Raw genomic sequence first — 17,613 nt, forward strand, 5'->3', positions numbered from 1 at the left:
CACCGATATCGACGGCTTCCAGATCAACGGCAAGGGCAGCACCACCGTGCGTGCCGGTATCTATATGAACGGCGGTAACTCGTCGGTCTCGAACAGCTGGGTCCATGACGTCGCCACCGCTTCCGGCTGCGACAGTCGCGGCGGCGCCGGCATCGTCGTCGACCAGAGCCGCGGCAAGGCCTACGGCAACTACGACATCGTCGGCAACAAGGTGCACAACGTCGGCGGCGGTTGCGGCTATATCCAGGGTATCTACCATTCGTCGTCGGGCCGGATCGTCAACAACGTCGTGTACGCGACCAGCCAGGGCATCAACATGGGCCATGACGACCACAACATCCTCGTCATGAACAACACCTTGTTCGGCAACTCCGGCTACGGCGTCTATTTCGGCGGCTGCAAGGAAGCCTATAACAATGGTTGCCCGACCCGCGGCATCATCATCAACAACAACATCATCTACGCGAACGCCGGCGGCATCCAGGGCCCGATCACGTCCGAAGACGTCGGCAACAGCGTGGCCAACAACCTGGTGTACGGTAACCGCAACAACTTCGACCTGGCCAGCCCGAGCGCCTCGACCAAGACCGGCCTCATCAGCGCCGATCCGCAGTTCGTGAATTACATCGGCACCGGTGGTGGCGACTATCGCCTGAAGACCACGTCCCCTGCGATCAGCAAGGGCTTGACCAACTACGCTCCCACCACCGATATCAATGGCGTCCGCCGCGGCGCAAAGATCGACCTGGGCGCATACGAAACCAACCTCAACTAACGCAGTACCAGGGCCGGCCGCCAGGCCGGCCTATTGCGATAACGATAAGATCGCAGGCTTGCCCTGTCGAGTACGTCCCTGAGAACCTCGCATGTCCTGGCCATTTCCTCCTCCGTCAGGGTAGGATGGACCAGGAAGGCGATACTGGTCTCTCCTAACTCCCGCGCCACCTCCAGCCTCGCACGCGGCCGCATCCCGGTGTCGGCGAAGGCCTGTTCCATATACACCTCGGGGCAAGTCCCCACCAGGCAGGGCACGCCCGCCGCCTGGATTTCGTCCACGATGCGATCCCGTGTCCATCCTTCCCGCAAATGGTCAGGCTCCACGAACGCATAGAACCTGTAGTAAGCATGGTCGACCTCCGCGGGCACGACCGGGACCCTGACAGCGGCGAAATCCCTGCATACGGTGTCGAGCCGCTGTGCATTGGCACGCCGTCGTGCGCTCCAGCCTTGCATCCTGCGTAACTGGATGCGGCCGATCGCGGCTTGCATTTCCATCATGCGCCAATTGGTCCCGAACGACTCGTGTACCCAGCGGAATCCCGGCGGGTGCTCGCGCACGTACACGGCCTGCCACGATTTGCCGTGGTCCTTGAACGACCACATGATCGACCACAGCCGCTCGTCGTTGGTCGTCACCATGCCGCCTTCGCCGCCGGTGGTAATGATCTTGTCCTGGCAAAAAGACCATGCACCGACGTGCCCGATACTGCCGACCATGCGTCCCTTGTAGCGCGCGCCATGTGCTTGTGCACAGTCCTCGATCACGTAGAGTCCATGTTCCTTGGCCAGCGCCATGATCGGGTCCATGTCGCATGGCCAGCCAGCCAGGTGCACGCAGATGATCGCCTTCGTGCGATGCGTCAGCACCGGCGCGATCGTTGCAGCACTGATGTTCTGGCTGTCACGGTCGACATCGGCGAATACAGGCGTAGCGCCGGCGGTGACGATGCAGGAGGCCGATGCAAAAAAAGTGCGTGGCGTGACGACCACTTCGTCGCCCGGCCGGATGCCGATCGCCTTGAGCGCCACGTCCAGCGCCAGGGTACCGTTCGCCAGCGCCACTGCGTGCGAGGTCGTGGCCCAGTCGGCAAACTCCCTTTCGAACGCGCGGCATTCCTCGCCCGTCCAGTAATTGACCCTGTTCGACAGGATGACATTTGCGACCTTTGCCGCCTCTTCATCGGTAAAGCTCGGCCAGGGGGAAAATTTCGTGTTTAACATGGCATCAACCCAAGATGGTCTTGAAGATGTATACGAGGTCGCGCAGCAGCGAGTAGTTAACGAAATACTCCCTGTTGATCCTCACCTTGTCCGGCCAGATCACGTGGTCGTTGAACCAGACGGGATCCTCGGCCGTCGACAACAATGTTTCCTCGTCCTTGTACTTGATCGAGGCCGGGCCGGTGATCCCGGGACGTAACAGCAAAATCACGCGGTCCTGCCCCTCGATCCGGTCGGCGTAACCGGCGACGTCGGGCCGTGGGCCGACAAAGCTCATGCTCCCCATCAGCACATTGAATAGCTGCGGCAACTCGTCGAGCTTATATTTGCGAAACAGCCTCCCCGACCTGGTGATGGCGGCCAGGTTCTGCGCGGTGATCGGGCTGCGCGCCGCACTGGATGGCCGCATCGTCTTTATCTTGCAGACACGTATCCGTTTTCCCCGCCGTCCCACCCTCTCATGAACGAAGAAACCGTTGCTTCTGGTCTCGAGCGCGGCGACGGTCCAGCATACGGCGATCAATGGCAGCAGGAACGCCAGCCCAATGATGGAGAAGACGATGTCGAACAATCGCTTCCAGAAGAAATCGAAGGTGGTCATGGTCATGTTTCGCCGATTCATGGCATGCCACAGGCGGCCAGGAAGCGCTTCCCCAGCACCGGGTAGGTCAGATTCTCGAGCACGAAGGCCTTGCCGCGCTGCCCCATCGCCCGCCGTTCGTTGGCGTCCAGGGCCAGTAGCCTGCTTATGCCCTCGACGACGGCCTGCGGGCTTTCCGGCTCGACGGTCAGTCCGCAGCCGGCTTCGCTGACCGGGTCGTTGCCGGCCGCCACCGCATGCAGCACCGGGCGAGCCGCCATCATGTAATCCATCAGCTTGTTCGGTGCGATGCCGAAACGATACAAAGGCTGGCGATGCCAGCCGATGTAAGCAATGTCGAAGGATCGCAACAACGATGGAATGGCACGTTTGGAAACCGGTTCGAGGAACCAGATATTGCTGAGGTTTTCGAGAGCGGCACGCTGCTGCAGGCGCGTCTTTTCCGGTCCTGAACCGACCAGCACGAACGCAATGGGCTCGCCACGCACCAGCCGGGCCGCATCGAGCAGGTTGTCCAGGGCGTTCGAGACGCCGTGGTTGCCCGCATAGCCGACAACGGCCATGCCCTGGGCGCGTAGTCTTGCCAGCAAGTTGCCGGCCTCCTCCGGCAGCTCACACACCGTGTCATGCCACTCGGCCGGATCGATGCCGTTGGTCACGAGATGCAGCTTGTCCGGCGCCAATCCGCGCGATTCCATGTACTCGCGCACCTTGGGCAGGATCGATACGACGCTGTCGGCGTTGCGATATGCGAAGTCTTCAGCTTGCTGCACGAGCATGATGAAGGGGTGCCATTTCGACATCCCGCCCAGTTCCATCGGCGAAAGAGGCCATAAGTCGTGCACTTCGAACAGTAGCCTGGCACCAGCGAGCCGCGCAATGCGGTGTGCCGGCCAGATGTCCATCGGATAGGTACTGGAAGCGATGACCACATCCGGCCGGAAATCGCGTGCCAGCCGGCTGGCGTCGCGATACAGATTCATGACGAAGGAGGCCATGTTCCTGACACGGCCAATGCCGTTGCCCCGGTAGGCTGGCGTCCGCAGCCAGCTGTATTCGATGCCGTCGATGGTTTCGTCCAGGCGCGGCGCTCCGGCCAGATCCGGTTGATGGGTGCGGATGTGTGAATTATCCGACGCCATGATGCGGACCCGGTGCCCGGCGCGCACCCACTCGCGCGCCAGATAGTAAGGGCGGTATTCCATGCCATGCCGGGGAGAGCCGGCATAGTGATTGATCAGCAGGATGTCCATCCGGTCCTCCAGGCTGAGTGACGAATTGAAGGGCTAGCGCGGATAGAGCTGGTGCTTGCGCAATCGGTTGACGCCATTACGCAACCATTGCACGGGCTCGTAGAGGTTGCGGTAGTCCCGGAACGACTTGATCGGTGTGCGCATGATGTGCTCGAACTGCTCGTGCGACAGGCGCAGTTTTTTCACGACGTAAGCCAGATCCTGCTGCTGCAGCTCTTCGGCGTAAGGGGGCTTCTGCATCTCGGCCAGCGCCTGCGCCCGGGTGATCTGCCCGGCATTGATCAGGTCGGACAAGTGGCCATATCGCTTGTCGACGCCAAACTTGCGTGGCAGGACATAGCCTTGGTAGAAGCGCGTGTAGATCGATTCATGGTGCTTGCCGCCGTAATCCTTCCAACCCAGCTGGTTGCGCAGCAATTCCATCGCCTCCCCCTTGTCGTAGTCGACGTAATTGAGAATGGAGACGATGCGAATGCCGCGCAGGACGTTGACGTAGATGAGGTACGGCAAGCTGAAGTGCGGATAGGTCGTCAGCTTGACGCTGCCGAAACGGCGGTGCACGTCCCTGATATAGCGCCAGTCGGAATGTCCGTAAGACCAGTCGGGGACGCTGATCGATTCGGTGGCGAAATTCATCCCCGAGATGATGTACTTGATGCCGCGAGCCGCCGCTTCTTTCCACAACAAGGCACCGATCGCGTGATCGGTCGGGATCTCCCCATCCGGCGTCGAGGCCTCGAGGAAGGCGCGCTGCAGGTCGCGGAACTCTTCCCAGTCGACGACATGGGTGTGCAGATCGATGCCGATGTTGCGCAACACGCGTTCAATGTTCTTTGTCGCGAGTTCGGAATTCCAGCCATTGTCGAAGTGCACGGCAAGCGGACGCAGGCCCTGCTGCTTGACCAGCCAGGCCACGTAGGTACTGTCGACCCCGCCGCTGACGCCGATGATGCAGTCATACTCACGTCCCCGTCCGGCGGCACTGATGCGCTCGACCAGGGTACGCAAGGCCTCGCGTCCGCGAATGCCGCGCAGCCGGCGCGCATTGACCAGTCCGTCATAGCGGAGGCAGTGGCAGCACAGGCCCTGTTCGTCGAACGTGATGCTGCGATCGGCCACGGTATCCATGATGCAGCGGGTACAGGCCCGATAAGTCTGCCCGGAAGTGGTCGGGTAGGTGAGGTTTTGCGTAAGGGACGTCATTTGAATAGCCTTTCGAGTTCTTCATACTCGGGATACGTGATAAGCACGGCATTGTGCTTCCCATGGAAAACGAACATGCTGCCGGCCGCCAGCCCGGACGCGCCGGCGCCCGCCCCCGCACGGAGATCGGGCAAGCCGGCCGCGCCGCCGGCGGCCACCACCGGAATCGACACCGCTTTGCAGAGCCGTCCCACCAGTTCCAGGTCGTAGCCTTCCATCGTGCCGTCGCGGTCGATCGCATTCAGCAGGATCTCTCCGGCGCCAAGCCCTTCCATCGCGCGCGCGTACTCGACCGGCTCGCGCTTCAGGTCGCGTGTGCCGCCGGCCACGCAGACCGTGTACTTGCCCATCCAGTTGCGGCGTACGTCGATCGACACGATCACCCCCGAGCGGCCAGCCAGCGCAGCCGCTTCCTCGACCAGCTGCGGCTGGTCGGCGGCGGCAGTGTTGAGCACCACCTTTTCGACCCCGAGCGCGTAGAGGCGCTTGATGTGGTCGATACTGGTGATCCCGCCGCCATAGGCGAACGGCATGAAGGCTTCGCTCGCGATGTCGGCCAGGAGTTCGAAATCGGGAGCGCCGCGTCCGCCGGCGATACCGATGTCGAGGAAGACCAGTTCATCGACTTCCTTCTCGTTAAAGATGCGTACCGCATTCACCGGGTCGCCGATGTAGCGGGGGTTCTTGAACTTCACCGTCTTTACCAGCCCGCGGTTTCGCATCAGCAGGCAGGGAATCACTCGAGCGTGCAACATCACATCTCCGTAAAGTTATGCAGCAATTCCATACCGAAGCGATGGCTCTTTTCCGGGTGAAACTGAACCCCATATACATTGTCGCGTTGGACCATCGCTACGAATTCGCCGCCGTAACCGGCCCCGGCCAGCACATCGGCGCCGTCGCGGCAAACCAGGTGATACGAGTGGCAGAAATAGAATCGGGACCGGATCTCCAGCGCACGCAACAACGCGCTATCGCGCCGCGGCAATAGCGGACTCCAGCCCATATGAGGCACCTTGAAGCCGCTGTCGGCGCTGAAGCGGAAGCGCTGCGCTTCGGCGTCGAGCAGGCCCAGCCCATCAAGCCTGCCTTCCTCGCTGCGCCTGCCCAGCATCTGCATGCCCAGGCAAACGCCCAGCAAAGGCACCTTGTCGCGCAGGGCCTTCCGGCGCAGCGGTTCCACGAGGCCGCGCTCGGTGAGCGCGGCGATGCCGTTGTCGAACGCGCCTACGCCAGGCAGGATGATCTTCTCGGCCCGGTCGATGTCGCTGGCGGTCGATGCCAGCTGTGCCTGCGCGCCGACCTTGCGCAGCATGTTGAGCATCGAGCCCAGGTTGCAGACGCCGTAATCAATGACAGAGATCATGCTTCGCCTCCCATGGCTGTTTCGCCGTGCCTTGAAAAGAACGCAAGCCGAGCGTATCGAGATAGAGTGCTTCGAGCGTCTTCTCCTGTCCTTCCCAGCAAAATTCGCCGGCGGTTCGCGTCAGCGCTGCCTGCAAGGCATGCGGGTCGCGCCCCAGCAAGGACAAGACGCCTTCGCGGATCGCCGCCGGCGAGATGCCGCTCGCCACTTCGCCGATCGCATGCCTGCGCACGAATTCACTTTGCTCCCTGGTGGGTGAAACCAATACCGGTTTGCCTGCCATCACGTACTCGAACAACTTGTTGGGCATGCAGTATTCATAGCTGAGCGACGTGGGTTCGATCACGGACAATCCGAAGTCGGCTGCAGCGGTGTAATCGAGCAGCCGTTCCGGCGCCACCGCCGGGTGGTAATGGATGCCTGGAAGGTGTTGCGCTTCTTTGGCGACCCAGTCGGCCAAGGGTCCGTAGCCCATCACGACCAGCGCCGCGCGCCCGGCCAGTGCGGAAAATGCCTCGACCAGGATGCGTATTCCCCGGCCTTCGCCGATATACCCCTGGTACAGAAAGATCGGCGTGCCGGGCTCGATCGAAAACGCGGTACGGAAATGGCCCGATGGTTTTACCTGGCGGCGCGACGGACAGTTGTACAACACCGTCGTGTTGTGCAGCCCATACTCGCGGACATACCACTGCTCGATCGCACTTCCCACGAAAATGCAATGGTCTGCGTGCCCGATCAGCCTGCGCTCGACCTGCCTGGTCAGCAACTTGCGCATGCCGGACAAGTTATTGGTTTCCGTCTCGAGCTCATGGGCGTCATACACGAGCTTGGCCTTTGTCTTGCGCTTGAGCATGACCCCGAGCGGCAAGGTTGCGACGCTGTGGCAGTTCACGCATCCGAGTTCTTCCTTGCGGTAAAGATGGTAGACCGCACGGCTCCAACTGGCGGTGCGTGCCAGCTTGCCCACCAGACCGCTGCCTTTGCGTTGACCAGGGCGCACGATGCAAATGTCGTCCTGCAGCTTCTCGACGGGCGCCAAGCCCTCCTCTCCCACACCCACGAGGTCAATCCGGTCGAAAAGCGCCAGCTGCGACAGTGAGCCAGCCTCGCGCAAGATCCGGCTCTCGTTCAGGAATGCTGACGGATACAGATGAATATTGATCATGGTCCGTTTCCTTTTCGTTTATCCGGCACCTGCGCTTGCCGTGTCCTGTTGCAATAGTTCGCGTAGGCGCCCATCGCAGCGCCGGCGAGCATGTCATCGAAGGTCTTGGCTGTCATCAGCAGGAACAGCGACATGCAGATCAGGTTCCAGGCCAGCAGGCATTGGCCGGACCGGGTTCGGCCCAGCCAGCCGCGGACGAACAGCCTGAACGTGGTAAGCGCCAGCATCAGCAACAGGTAGGCGAAGCCGAAAAAGCCGAGGTCGACCCAGGCCGACAGGATGTTGTGCGAGTACCCGCCCGGGGGATAGCTGGCGTAATCGCCCAGCAAGGGGTGGTTTGCGATCGTCGACAGAGCGTGCCGCGTGAGGTCATGCCTGGCATTCGCGGAGTCGGAGTGGGACAGATCGAACAATTCCCACACCCGGCTGTCGGGCGCGTTTTCCATCAACGTCTGTGGACTGATACTGAACAGGGCAACACCCAGCACCAGGATGCAAAGGACGTGTAGCCAGTTTTTCGCCCGATACAGCTCGACAAGCGGCAGCACGAACAGGACGGCGACCAATTCGCTGCGCGAACCGTTCAGGAACAGAGCCGCAACCGCCATGCAGTAAAGTGCCAGGCGTGCCACGAGCAGCCGGACAAAACAGATGACCGCGACGAAGGTCAGTACGTAGGAGCGGGCGAATCCCTGGTAGGTCGCCACGCTTTCCGGGTTGCTGGGGTCGCCAAGCTCTCCGGGCTGGAAACTGCCGTCCGTCGAAAACACGAAGATGGTCGCGGACATGATCAACAAGGAAACCAGCATCAACATCGCCGTCTTCCGGTTGGAAAAATCGACGTTCTTGAAGATGAGGTAGATGTTGATGAAATAGAGAATCGACAGCACGTGGGTCTGCACGATGATGGTGTCGGCACCGAAGGCGGCGTTGATCACGACAATCACCAGGAAGTAGGCCAGGAAAAAGCCGAATTGCACGTCGGTCGGCGCTATCCGGTACCTGGCGACCTTTACCGCACGCAAGTAGGCATAGGCAAGCGGCCCTGCCAGCACGATGGACACGATTGCGAAATACCCGCCCAGGAAAGCCCGCATGACCCCCATGCCGATCAGCGTCTGGTAGAAAAAGAAGCCGGGAAAAAGGAGCAGAAAGGCGACCTGCTCCGGTCCGGAAGGGTTGACCGCTCTGGTCCTGGCTGCGAGGGCGTATGTGGCATCCATGGGATCCCCGCTAGTTGATCAGCTCGCAATACATCGCCCTGTCGGCCTCGTCCGACAAGGACGAGTTGTGCCAGAGCAGGGTGAAATTGCCATCGAAGCGGCGGCAGACCTGCTTGTAGTGCTCCATGGCGGCGAGCGCACGAGCTCCGTGCCCCAGCCCCATGTTTTCCTCGTCGATGACCGAATTTTCCATGACCACCAGCGGCCGTTGCTTCAGTCCGAGTGGCCGGCGCTCGGCGAGGTCATACATTGTGTATTCTTGACAGGTTCCGGTACGAAAACCGGCGACGGTCGGGTAGGACAAGGTGCTGTCGTAGGCCAACGCGTTCTGGTCCCACAAGCGGGCAGTCTCTGCCACGTCCCAGCGCAGGTAGTGCTGGCGTCCGCCCAGTTCTTCCTGGACGATGCCTTCCTGCTCCATCGCGCGGCGCAGGGTTGCGACGGAGTGGGCGAACACGGTCGGGTGGCGGTAGGTGTTATAGCCTGGATGGATACCGACCAGGTGTCCGCGCGCATGGACCATCCTCAGCAGTCCTCGCATACGGGGATCGTCGAGGCTGGGGGCCAGATCCATGCTGCTGTCGGTCGGGGCGGGAATGAAATTGAAGGTAACCTGGTTGCCGGCCTTTTCGTTGACATCCATGATCCAGGACAGCGCATGCCAGTAAGGATCGCGCGTCTGGTTGCCGCGCCTCACCTCCCAGTAATTGTCTAGGGTGGGGATCAGCGCGCCGAGCGAACGTTGCCGGTATGCGTGCCCCAACAGTCTCTTCCCAAGGCGGAACATCGATGCGCAGGCGGGATCGAAGGGCAAGTCGACGTCGCAGCTGACCAGCGTGCGCGCCACACGCCGTTTGCGTTCGAGTCCGGGCCACAAGCGCGACATCGTCGCCCACAGGATTTCCACGTACTCGTCGACGACCGGGCGGCACAGGAAATCGAGGCGTGCGGCCAGCGACGCGGCGGCCGGGAAGCGGTCATGCCGGTCGCGCGTGCTGCTTGTCAACTCCTCCTGGCGCGCAAGCATGAAGAATGCCGATCCGAACACGTCGAGCATCAAGCTCGCACGTACGCCATCGAATGTGACGCCGGGCTCGCCGAACAGGATGGGAATGTTCGGCTCGGATAACCGGACCTCGAGGCCGCTCTCGGCAAGGTCCCAGTATCGAGGGATGTCCGCGCCCTTCATGCCGGCCGCGAAGAAGGCATCCGACAAGTCCAGTGTCTTGCCCGCTGAGCTCATGCGCACCGTCTCCCCAGGGTTGAATGTGAGCGTGTACTCCAGCCCCAGAAATTGACCGAGGACGACGTCCGCAATCCAGCGGCGCTCGGGGATCCAGCTTGCAGGGAGAGCAAGGTGCAACATTATTTTTTCCCGATGAGTGACAGCATGGTCTGGCGAACCATGAGGAGGCGCGACGGCGTTTTGCTGATGTGAAAATACGGCGTGGGCGTACCTCCAAACGAGCGCATGAAGGCTGCGACCGGTTCGATCATCGAACCGCAAAAGTTGTACTCGCGAGTGACGCCGGCCGCGTGCAGGATGGTCGCCCACAGGCAGAGGCTGTTCGCGCCGCTCTGGCGGTAGGCCGGATCCATCCCTGCAATCAAGCCGTAGGCACTGTGCTGATCCCAGACGAAGTAGTAACCGGCGTGCGGTACGCCAGCCTCATCCATCACAATGATCACCTTGCAGCAGCCGCGTTTTTGGCATGCGGCATCCAGCCTGTAGGCCAGTTCGTCTGCAAACGATGACGCCAGTCCTTGGCGTTCAAACGTTTTGTGGTTCAGCTCGAGAAGTACGTCGATAGGCAAGTCATCGCGCACCTGTAAACGATTTTCCCTTTCCAGCTTGCTGAGCAAGCGACGCACTTTGCCGTCCAGTCCCGTCCATAGTTTTTCCCTGTCGGACAAGTCAGGCAGGATGAAAGAATAGTATGTCGTTTGCCTGAAGCCATTCCAGAAAAAAGGCTGCCAGTTCCAGAGGCGGGAATCCCAGGTTTGCGCGAAGTGATCGAAAGGCGGCAATTGATCGATCAGCGCCTGCATGAGTTCTCTTTCGTTGCTGAATTGAACCGACGGCTTGCCTTCGAGCTGGTGGAGCCAGGGTCCAAGGATCGGTGTCAACGCCGGCTGGGTGAAGATCTGCATGCCCAGCCGCCGGCGCAGCACATAGGGCATGGCAGCGACAACCACCCCGTTCTTCTTCACGAGCGCGACATCCCATCCCTCGGGTCCGACCGCCGCGTCCAGCCACCAGTCACGGGCGAACATGTGCAATGAAGCTTCCTGCTGGCAGAATGCGCGATACTCGTCCTTGGGCGAGCCTGCACTCTCCCGCGGCTGTGCCTCCTCGGTCAGTTGTGACTGCTCCACCTCTAATAGTGCTTCCTTGGTCGCTGCAGTTGTCATGCACCCTCCAGAAACTAAAAACGGTTCAGTGTCCGCTTGCCAAGGCCGACCTCAGGCCCTGTCGCAAACGCAACAGCCGCGATGGTGTTTTGCTGATCGTGAATATGGGCGTCTGTTCGGTTGCGAAGCTGCGTACATAAGGCTCGATGGACGGATTCATGTTTCCGAGAAAATCGTATTTCGGCGCCACCGTCGCGCAGAACTTTATAGTTTCCCATTGGCAGAAACTCGGTGCGCCCGTGTGCCACAGCTTGGGATCGGATCCTTTTATTAACGCATATGCGCAATGGCTGTCCCAGACCGTGTATGTGCCGGCCACATGCCTTCCTGTCTCGTCGACGGCGATATTGATCCTGCGGCAGTTGTGCTCGACACAGGCAGCATCGATCCGGCGCAGGCAATCGTCGGAAAATGACTGCGAAATGCCTCGATTGGCGAGCGTCATTTTATGCAGGGCCAGGAAAGCGTCCAACGGCAGGTCGCTGCGAATATGTAAGTTGTAGCGATCAATTGCTTGCTTGCAGTGCTTTCGTCGCGAGCCCTCGAACTGTTTCCAGAGGTCGCGCAGGTCATGCAGGGCGGGGATCACATAGGTGTATTCCGTGGTCTGGCTAAAGCCATTCCAGTAAAACGGCAGCCAGTTCGACAAGTTCTTGTTCCAGGTCTGCCTGAAATGGTCGAAACGTGGCAACTGCTCGATCAGTGCATGCATGATCTTTTGTTCATTGTTGAGCCTGGTCCTGGTGCTCATTCCTATCTTCGGTATCCATGGACCAAGCATTGGCGTCAGGGGCGGTTGCTGGATGACCTCCATGCCGACGCGGCGGACGATGGCAAACGGCATTGCACCGATGATCTGTTCGTTCCTCTTGACCAGCACCACGTCCCAATTGGCCGGCCCCACCGCGGCATCGAGCCACCAGTCGGTGGAAAATATCGGGATCGACGACTCCTTTTCACATAGCCTGCGATACTCGGTTTTGCGGGATAGCGCACCGGCGCGGCTCGGTGGGCTTTCCGCTTGCGTGTCGACGAAATTTCTCACGATTGCATCCATTGCTCGCTCCGGTCATGGAAAGTTCATTAGTCATTGCAGCTGTTCAACCCGGCCGACTGCCCGATGCCGCGAATCGCCGGCGCACGCGAACCTGTAACTGGCAACGAGGTTCACGAGGTCGAATGTGCAGTAGATGGCCACGAAGGCGGCCACATAGGTTTTTTCATCGAGCGGGACGACATAGTGCGAGCCCGCCGCGAGCACGAGAAAGACCAATAGGCCGACCTGCCACAGGAATTCAAAACGGTTTCGCTGCGCAACGATTGCCACCAGGCTCAGGGGGTTACTGATGAAGCGCAGGTAGAACATCGGGCACATGAGTTGCGCGTATTCCCCGGCTATACGCCACCGTTCTCCGAATACGATCGCAAACAGTGCGGGAGCGCAAAACAGCAAGACCAGGAACGGCGGCGTCGCAATCGCCGTCAATTTCCTCAGCGTGGACAGGAATTGGCTCCGGCAATTCTCGCCCGCATGGAAGCGCTCGGCGATTTCCTGTCGAAAAACGTCACCGACCGAGGTGGATATCAGCGAAAGAGGCAGCGCGACCACCCTTTCCGCAAGCATGAAAAATCCTGCAGCAGACAAGCCGAACGTCATGTTGATGAAAATCGCCGGCAGTTGTATCGAAAGCGCTCCCAGCGCATGTGCCGGAACCAGAAGCTGCGGGCAGCTCTTGTAACGTTTCGCCAACGCCCACATTCTCCCGGCATCGATGGCGCGCCAATAACGCGGGCTATGGCGGCGAATCATGTTCGCCATCAATCCTATCGCCAGCGTCTGCCCGGAAATAAGACCGATTACCAGTCCACCGGCGCCGGCACGCATCAGTCCAAGGCCGAGCTGCACCGTCGCCGTTCCGCCGCTATGCAGCACGCGCCGGTGCGCCATCATGAAGTACAGTTTGTGCCGGTTGCTCCAGTAATTGAGATTCGTATAGATACCGTTCAACAGGACCGCAAGCGGTACCAGATACAGCCAGGTCGACATCGCCTGGTTTCCCAGTGCACTGGCAATCGGCCGATTGAACGCGCACATGCACGCAAACAGGACGGCACTCACAAGCAGACTGATCACCACCGACAAGGCCGCGAGGTTGGTGGCATCCCCGTCTTTCCGCGGCAGCATGATCGCCAATTCATAGCGGCCGGTCGACATTACCGAAAGCGGCGATACGACTGCGACAAACAGCGCGAGCACGCCGAACTGCTCTGGCGTATAAATGCGCGCCAGCACCGGCATGACCGCGAGTGGTATGAGCTGTGCCAGTCCCGTGCCGGTCATCAGCGTCAGTACATTCCGGTTGAATTCGGCGCCAAGAAAAGCTCTGACGGTATTTAACATGGATAAACCCATTCTCCCCACCCTTTCTGCCGGCGGACGCGTCTCGACATGAACGGCCGATCGTCGAATCGACCGCCAATACACTTCCGAACACAATCCCCATGCCCGGAAGCCATCGAATCAATGCCTAAATTGCCGCTGAACGCGGATAGGAACCATAAGTGCCCAAACGCGGCGCCATGTCGTTCAGCAGCACGCCTTCGAGCGGAATACCAGCGCGATTCAAATGATTGATCGACTCGTTGATTTCGCTTTCTTTGGTGCGGCTGAAACGCGCGACCATGAACACCGCACCAGCCTGTGCCCCGATGATCAGCGCATCGGCACCTGCCAGCAGTGGAGGCGAATCGAGCAGAACCAGGTCGTATCGGCTGCTGGCTTGCTTCAGCAGGTGTCCGAAATTAGGGTGGAGCAGGAACTCGGGATCGTTCGGCGGGAGCTCACCGGTCGGAATGAAATCGAGCTTGTCGACCAGTCCATGGTGGATGACTTCATCGATGCTTGCCTTCCCGAGAATCGCGGATGACAGTCCCCGTTCGCGGTTCACACCCAGGTAATTGCACAGGTTGCCGCTGCGCATGTCGGTATCGACCAGCAGCACGCTCCTGCCGCTCGCCGCGATCACCGCGGCAAGATTGGCGGTGACGAAGGATTTGCCGACGCCATGCGTGGGCCCGGTGAACATCACAATATTATTCTTGAAATGAGGCAGCGAAAACAGCAGGGCGGCGCGGAAACTGCGCAGGCTTTCGACGGCCGGATCCTCGGGCATGACCGTCGCCAGTATCGGCGATACGCTGCCGCCGCCCTGTGCCTTGTGCATCAGTTTGTCCTGGTTGTTACTATGCGGAATCAGTGCATAAACAGCGCGTGCACGCAGCATGCGTTCGATCTTTTGCTCGTCATCGATCCCACCCTTGATCGCCTTGCGCGCGAAGGCCGCCACGCTCCCAAGGAATAAACCGGTGACGGCAGCCAGGGCCACGATGAGAGGACGGTTCGGCTTGATCGGCTGTTCGGGCGGGATGGGCATGTCCACCATCCGCACGTTGCTGACCTGCCCGACCGTGGCCAGACGTAGCTGCTGAGCGCTGTTCGACAATGCGACGTAGAGTTCGGTGTTGACCTTGATCTCGCGTGTCAGCCTGGCCTCGTCCTGCTCCAGGACGGGCATGCCCTTGATGCGGGCCTCGGCTCTCGCGAGCTCGGCGTCGACTTCCTTGCGCTGGAGGTCGATCGCCTCGACCTGGGGGTGATTCTCGGTGAGGCGCGCCAACAGTTCGGCTTTCTTTTGTATCAGGTCGGTACGGCGCGCGCGCGCTGCTGCGACTTGCGCCAGGTTCACGCGCGCTTCTTCGTTGAGGTCCACCGTACTGTGTGCGTTGCGGAAGCGGGTATAGCGGTCTTCCGCCTGCTCCAGCTGGTTCTTCAGGATGGGCAGTTGCTCATTCAGGAAAGCCAGCGACTTTTCTGCTGCCTCGGCCTTGCGTGCCAGGTTCTGGCGCATGTATTCGCGGCCGATCTCGCTCAGCACGAGATAGGTTCGCCGCGCACTATCGCCCTGCAGCTTCACTTCGATGACCCCGGATTGCTTGCCGTGCTCGGCGACCACGAGTGCGTTCTGGATGGCCGCGGTCGTCGACAGAAGCGACGTGCGACGCAGCACGAACATCGCTCCCGGCCTGGCGGACATGCGGTCCACCTTCAATTCGATCATGCCCTGGGGAGTGGGCACTTGATACCGCTGGCCGACCGTACCGTCGAACACGGTGCGTTGGCCGCCGCCGGAAAATCGGTAGCGTTGGCCGTCAAGCGCCGTGAGCGTGAACTGGCGGCCGTGCCAGGCTTCCGGCACCTCGAACAGCGACACGTCGGCCTTCTCCTTGCCCCAGACATAGCCGCCGTAGCCGAACAGGCCGGGATTCGACAGGTCATTGCCCAGCTTGTTTGCAATCCAGGCGCCCACGAGCGGGAAGTACTTTGGCTCGACGTCGATATAGAGCTTCAGGTTGTCGACAGCACGTGAGACGACCATGCGCGAGCGCAGCAACTCCATCTCGGCAATTGGCGCCTTCTTGGTCTCGAAAAGCGAAGACGCTTCGCTCAGCATGTTCTTCGACGCGTTCGGACTCTCCTCCTCGACGTATAGTGTCATGTCTGCCTCGAACACCGGCTTGATGGTCAAGGTATATAACATTGCCGACAAAGTAACGATGGCGGTGATCCAGACGATCAGCCAGCGGCCGCTGTACAGAGCGGACAACCCACTCTTGAGGTCGAAAGGGGATTCCCACTGTGCCCCTTCGGCCGCGGCATCGAAGGGCTCGCCGAGTATCGGCGAACGGGGATTAACTTGGATCAAGGCACGATGTTCTCTTACGGTGCTCATTATCTTGCTCCTGCACGAATGACCTTACCGCATCATTGCCGGTTGGTGACAAAGACCGCAGAGGTTGATGAGCCTGGAATAAGAAGGCTCGGTTTGCGGTCCCGGCTTGTCAGCGTGATCTCGCTTGCCTTGCGCAGAATGCGCCGCCCGTGGTTGCCAGCCTGCTGCAGACCGCCAGTGCGGTTCAAGGATTTTGCGCAGGGCCATCGGGACCGCAATCTGCTGGTTGCGATGGTCCCGTGGTCGCAGCGTGTCACGGGGATGGGCCAGAAACTTGGCCAGATTGCGCGGCATTAGCAGATGAGGCTGCTCGTCGCCCGGTTCTTGCATGCGGAGCATTTCGGCGAACGGAATCGACAGCAAGGAACGGCAAGCGATGTCGATGTCGATGTCGATGTCGATCGTGGCGGACAAAGCCAGCCTCAGTAAGCTAGATTGAGTTTTCTCAAGGAATTGTTTGTGCCAGATCTTCATGCTGCCTCTCAGACGAGCTACTAAATTCGCACCTGAGGGGTCAGAGTAGAACTAGTTCCCTATTTGAGTTTGGTTTAGATCAAACGTCACCACATCATTTCGTATGGGTTTTCGCAACACTGCTGAGACCTTGCCGTGATGAATCGCATTTAGTTCGCAGAGGAACTTGAAGTCAGTCCAAGGGCGAGTCGCACGATACCTCGCAGTTCTGCTTGAACGACTGCCACCGGCCTGTCATGCATGAACTAAGTACTTGGCCAGAAATAAATATTTATGGGTAAGTACTTAGGGATCACGGCGCTGGTGCTGTCGCTCTTTGGGCGCATGGCTTGGGCTGGCCAGGTCGAAGTTGTTGCGGTTACCGTACACCCGGTTGTTGGCCACGCTGTTGCCGACGTCTTCGGACGCGATCGGGCCCTGGATGCCGCCGGCGTTCGCGTAGATGATGTTGTTGTTGATGGCGATGCCTCGGGTCGGGCAACCATTGTTATAGGCTTCCTTGCAGCCGCCGAAATAGACGCCGTAGCCGGAGTTGCCGAACAAGGTGTTGCGCATGACGAGGATGTTGTGGGCGTCATGCCCCATGTTGATGCCCTGGCTGGTCGCATACACGACGTTGTTGACGATCCGGCCCGACGACGAATGGTAGATACCCTGGATATAGCCGCAACCGCCGCCGACGTTGTGCACTTTGTTGCCGACGATGTCGTAGTTGCCGTAGGCCTTGCCGCGGCTCTGGTCGACGACGATGCCGGCGCCGCCGCGATTGTCGCAGCCGGAAGCGGTGGCGACGTCATGGACCCAGCTGTTCGAGACCGACGAGTTACCGCCGTTCATATAGATACCGGCACGCACGGTGGTGCTGCCCTTGCCGTTGATCTGGAAGCCGTCGATATCGGTGTAGCCGCCCTTGACGGTCCACATCGTGTAGGCGCTGCTGGCCGGCACGAGGATGGCGCCGTACTTGGTATCGGACACGAAGCGGATCCGTGCGCTCGCGGTGCCGTTGACGGACGAGGTGATGGTTTCGGAATAGGTGCCCGGTGCGACGTGAACCGTGTCGCCCGGCAGGGCCAGGTTGGAGGCGCGCTGGATGGTGCGCAACGGAGCGGTGCTGGACGT

At 60.2% G+C, this 17,613-nt stretch carries 16 protein-coding genes; 1 reads left to right on the plus strand and 15 read right to left on the minus strand.

The annotated features are described in order from the left end of the window. On the plus strand, positions 1-775 hold a 775-nt coding region (locus AC1DOP_RS26700), incomplete at its 5' end, for a choice-of-anchor Q domain-containing protein (protein WP_477254307.1). Here the strand turns inward: AC1DOP_RS26700 and AC1DOP_RS26705 are convergent. The 15 genes from AC1DOP_RS26705 to AC1DOP_RS26775 all read right to left on the minus strand — a co-directional run. Further along, positions 772-2,001 (minus strand): DegT/DnrJ/EryC1/StrS family aminotransferase, encoded by a 1,230-nt coding sequence (locus AC1DOP_RS26705; protein ID WP_442124888.1) that lies wholly within the window; start codon positions 1,999-2,001, stop codon positions 772-774. The two genes, AC1DOP_RS26700 and AC1DOP_RS26705, sit on opposite strands and share 4 nt — an antisense overlap. Positions 2,002-2,005: 4 nt before the next feature. Continuing rightward, on the minus strand, positions 2,006-2,608 hold the full coding sequence (locus tag AC1DOP_RS26710) for a sugar transferase (protein WP_442124889.1): 603 nt from the start codon (positions 2,606-2,608) through the stop codon (positions 2,006-2,008). Between the two features lie 11 nt (positions 2,609-2,619). Continuing rightward, positions 2,620-3,855 (minus strand): glycosyltransferase family 4 protein, encoded by a 1,236-nt coding sequence (locus AC1DOP_RS26715; protein ID WP_442124890.1) that lies wholly within the window; start codon positions 3,853-3,855, stop codon positions 2,620-2,622. Between the two features lie 33 nt (positions 3,856-3,888). Next, the gene (locus AC1DOP_RS26720; RefSeq protein ID WP_442124891.1) at positions 3,889-5,058 is read right to left on the minus strand and encodes an N-acetyl sugar amidotransferase; all 1,170 of its coding nucleotides are present in this window, start codon (positions 5,056-5,058) and stop codon (positions 3,889-3,891) included. Continuing rightward, entirely contained in the window at positions 5,055-5,813 is a 759-nt protein-coding gene (locus AC1DOP_RS26725; protein ID WP_442124892.1) for an AglZ/HisF2 family acetamidino modification protein, read from the minus strand. Before AC1DOP_RS26725 ends, AC1DOP_RS26720 begins: the two co-directional genes overlap by 4 nt. Continuing rightward, entirely contained in the window at positions 5,813-6,424 is a 612-nt protein-coding gene (gene hisH, locus AC1DOP_RS26730; protein WP_442124893.1) for an imidazole glycerol phosphate synthase subunit HisH, read from the minus strand. Before hisH ends, AC1DOP_RS26725 begins: the two co-directional genes overlap by 1 nt. Next, positions 6,408-7,592 carry a glycosyltransferase gene (locus tag AC1DOP_RS26735; RefSeq protein ID WP_477254311.1) on the minus strand — a complete coding sequence of 395 codons (1,185 nt, stop codon included), beginning with the start codon at positions 7,590-7,592 and terminating at the stop codon, positions 6,408-6,410. Before AC1DOP_RS26735 ends, hisH begins: the two co-directional genes overlap by 17 nt. Then, positions 7,589-8,815: an O-antigen ligase family protein gene (locus AC1DOP_RS26740; RefSeq protein WP_477254313.1), complete on the minus strand. Its 1,227-nt coding sequence runs from the start codon at positions 8,813-8,815 to the stop codon at positions 7,589-7,591. Before AC1DOP_RS26740 ends, AC1DOP_RS26735 begins: the two co-directional genes overlap by 4 nt. A gap of 10 nt (positions 8,816-8,825) precedes the next feature. Further along, the gene (locus tag AC1DOP_RS26745) at positions 8,826-10,181 is read right to left on the minus strand and encodes a polysaccharide deacetylase family protein (RefSeq protein WP_442124896.1); all 1,356 of its coding nucleotides are present in this window, start codon (positions 10,179-10,181) and stop codon (positions 8,826-8,828) included. Next, entirely contained in the window at positions 10,181-11,227 is a 1,047-nt protein-coding gene (locus AC1DOP_RS26750) for a GNAT family N-acetyltransferase (protein ID WP_442124897.1), read from the minus strand. Before AC1DOP_RS26750 ends, AC1DOP_RS26745 begins: the two co-directional genes overlap by 1 nt. A 25-nt stretch (positions 11,228-11,252) precedes the next feature. Next, a complete protein-coding gene (locus tag AC1DOP_RS26755; protein WP_442124898.1) occupies positions 11,253-12,284 on the minus strand; it encodes a GNAT family N-acetyltransferase in 1,032 nt (343 codons plus the stop codon). A 30-nt stretch (positions 12,285-12,314) separates the two neighbouring features. Then, positions 12,315-13,628 carry a lipopolysaccharide biosynthesis protein gene (locus AC1DOP_RS26760; RefSeq protein WP_477254316.1) on the minus strand — a complete coding sequence of 438 codons (1,314 nt, stop codon included), beginning with the start codon at positions 13,626-13,628 and terminating at the stop codon, positions 12,315-12,317. A gap of 127 nt (positions 13,629-13,755) precedes the next feature. Then, on the minus strand, positions 13,756-16,017 hold the full coding sequence (locus tag AC1DOP_RS26765; RefSeq protein ID WP_442124900.1) for a polysaccharide biosynthesis tyrosine autokinase: 2,262 nt from the start codon (positions 16,015-16,017) through the stop codon (positions 13,756-13,758). Between the two features lie 24 nt (positions 16,018-16,041). Next, positions 16,042-16,491 (minus strand): hypothetical protein, encoded by a 450-nt coding sequence (locus AC1DOP_RS26770; protein ID WP_442124901.1) that lies wholly within the window; start codon positions 16,489-16,491, stop codon positions 16,042-16,044. Positions 16,492-16,776: 285 nt separating this feature from the next. Further along, the coding region (locus AC1DOP_RS26775) for a DUF1565 domain-containing protein (RefSeq protein ID WP_477254318.1) at positions 16,777-17,613 on the minus strand (837 nt) is incomplete at its 5' end.

The sequence above is a fragment of the Massilia sp. 01N410 genome (assembly GCF_056399665.1).

Excerpts from the sequence above, each read along its gene's own strand:
- AC1DOP_RS26770 (WP_442124901.1), bottom strand. The coding sequence starts at position 16,491 with ATGAAGATCTGGCACAAACAATTCCTTGAGAAAACTCAATCTAGCTTA.
- AC1DOP_RS26720 (WP_442124891.1), bottom strand. The coding sequence starts at position 5,058 with ATGACGTCCCTTACGCAAAACCTCACCTACCCGACCACTTCCGGGCAG.
- AC1DOP_RS26745 (WP_442124896.1), bottom strand. The coding sequence starts at position 10,181 with ATGTTGCACCTTGCTCTCCCTGCAAGCTGGATCCCCGAGCGCCGCTGG.
- AC1DOP_RS26765 (WP_442124900.1), bottom strand. The coding sequence starts at position 16,017 with ATGAGCACCGTAAGAGAACATCGTGCCTTGATCCAAGTTAATCCCCGT.
- AC1DOP_RS26760 (WP_477254316.1), bottom strand. The coding sequence starts at position 13,628 with ATGTTAAATACCGTCAGAGCTTTTCTTGGCGCCGAATTCAACCGGAAT.
- AC1DOP_RS26715 (WP_442124890.1), bottom strand. The coding sequence starts at position 3,855 with ATGGACATCCTGCTGATCAATCACTATGCCGGCTCTCCCCGGCATGGC.
- AC1DOP_RS26735 (WP_477254311.1), bottom strand. The coding sequence starts at position 7,592 with ATGATCAATATTCATCTGTATCCGTCAGCATTCCTGAACGAGAGCCGG.
- AC1DOP_RS26725 (WP_442124892.1), bottom strand. The coding sequence starts at position 5,813 with ATGTTGCACGCTCGAGTGATTCCCTGCCTGCTGATGCGAAACCGCGGG.
- AC1DOP_RS26710 (WP_442124889.1), bottom strand. The coding sequence starts at position 2,608 with ATGACCATGACCACCTTCGATTTCTTCTGGAAGCGATTGTTCGACATC.
- AC1DOP_RS26755 (WP_442124898.1), bottom strand. The coding sequence starts at position 12,284 with ATGGATGCAATCGTGAGAAATTTCGTCGACACGCAAGCGGAAAGCCCA.
- AC1DOP_RS26740 (WP_477254313.1), bottom strand. The coding sequence starts at position 8,815 with ATGGATGCCACATACGCCCTCGCAGCCAGGACCAGAGCGGTCAACCCT.
- AC1DOP_RS26750 (WP_442124897.1), bottom strand. The coding sequence starts at position 11,227 with ATGACAACTGCAGCGACCAAGGAAGCACTATTAGAGGTGGAGCAGTCA.
- hisH (WP_442124893.1), bottom strand. The coding sequence starts at position 6,424 with ATGATCTCTGTCATTGATTACGGCGTCTGCAACCTGGGCTCGATGCTC.
- AC1DOP_RS26705 (WP_442124888.1), bottom strand. The coding sequence starts at position 2,001 with ATGTTAAACACGAAATTTTCCCCCTGGCCGAGCTTTACCGATGAAGAG.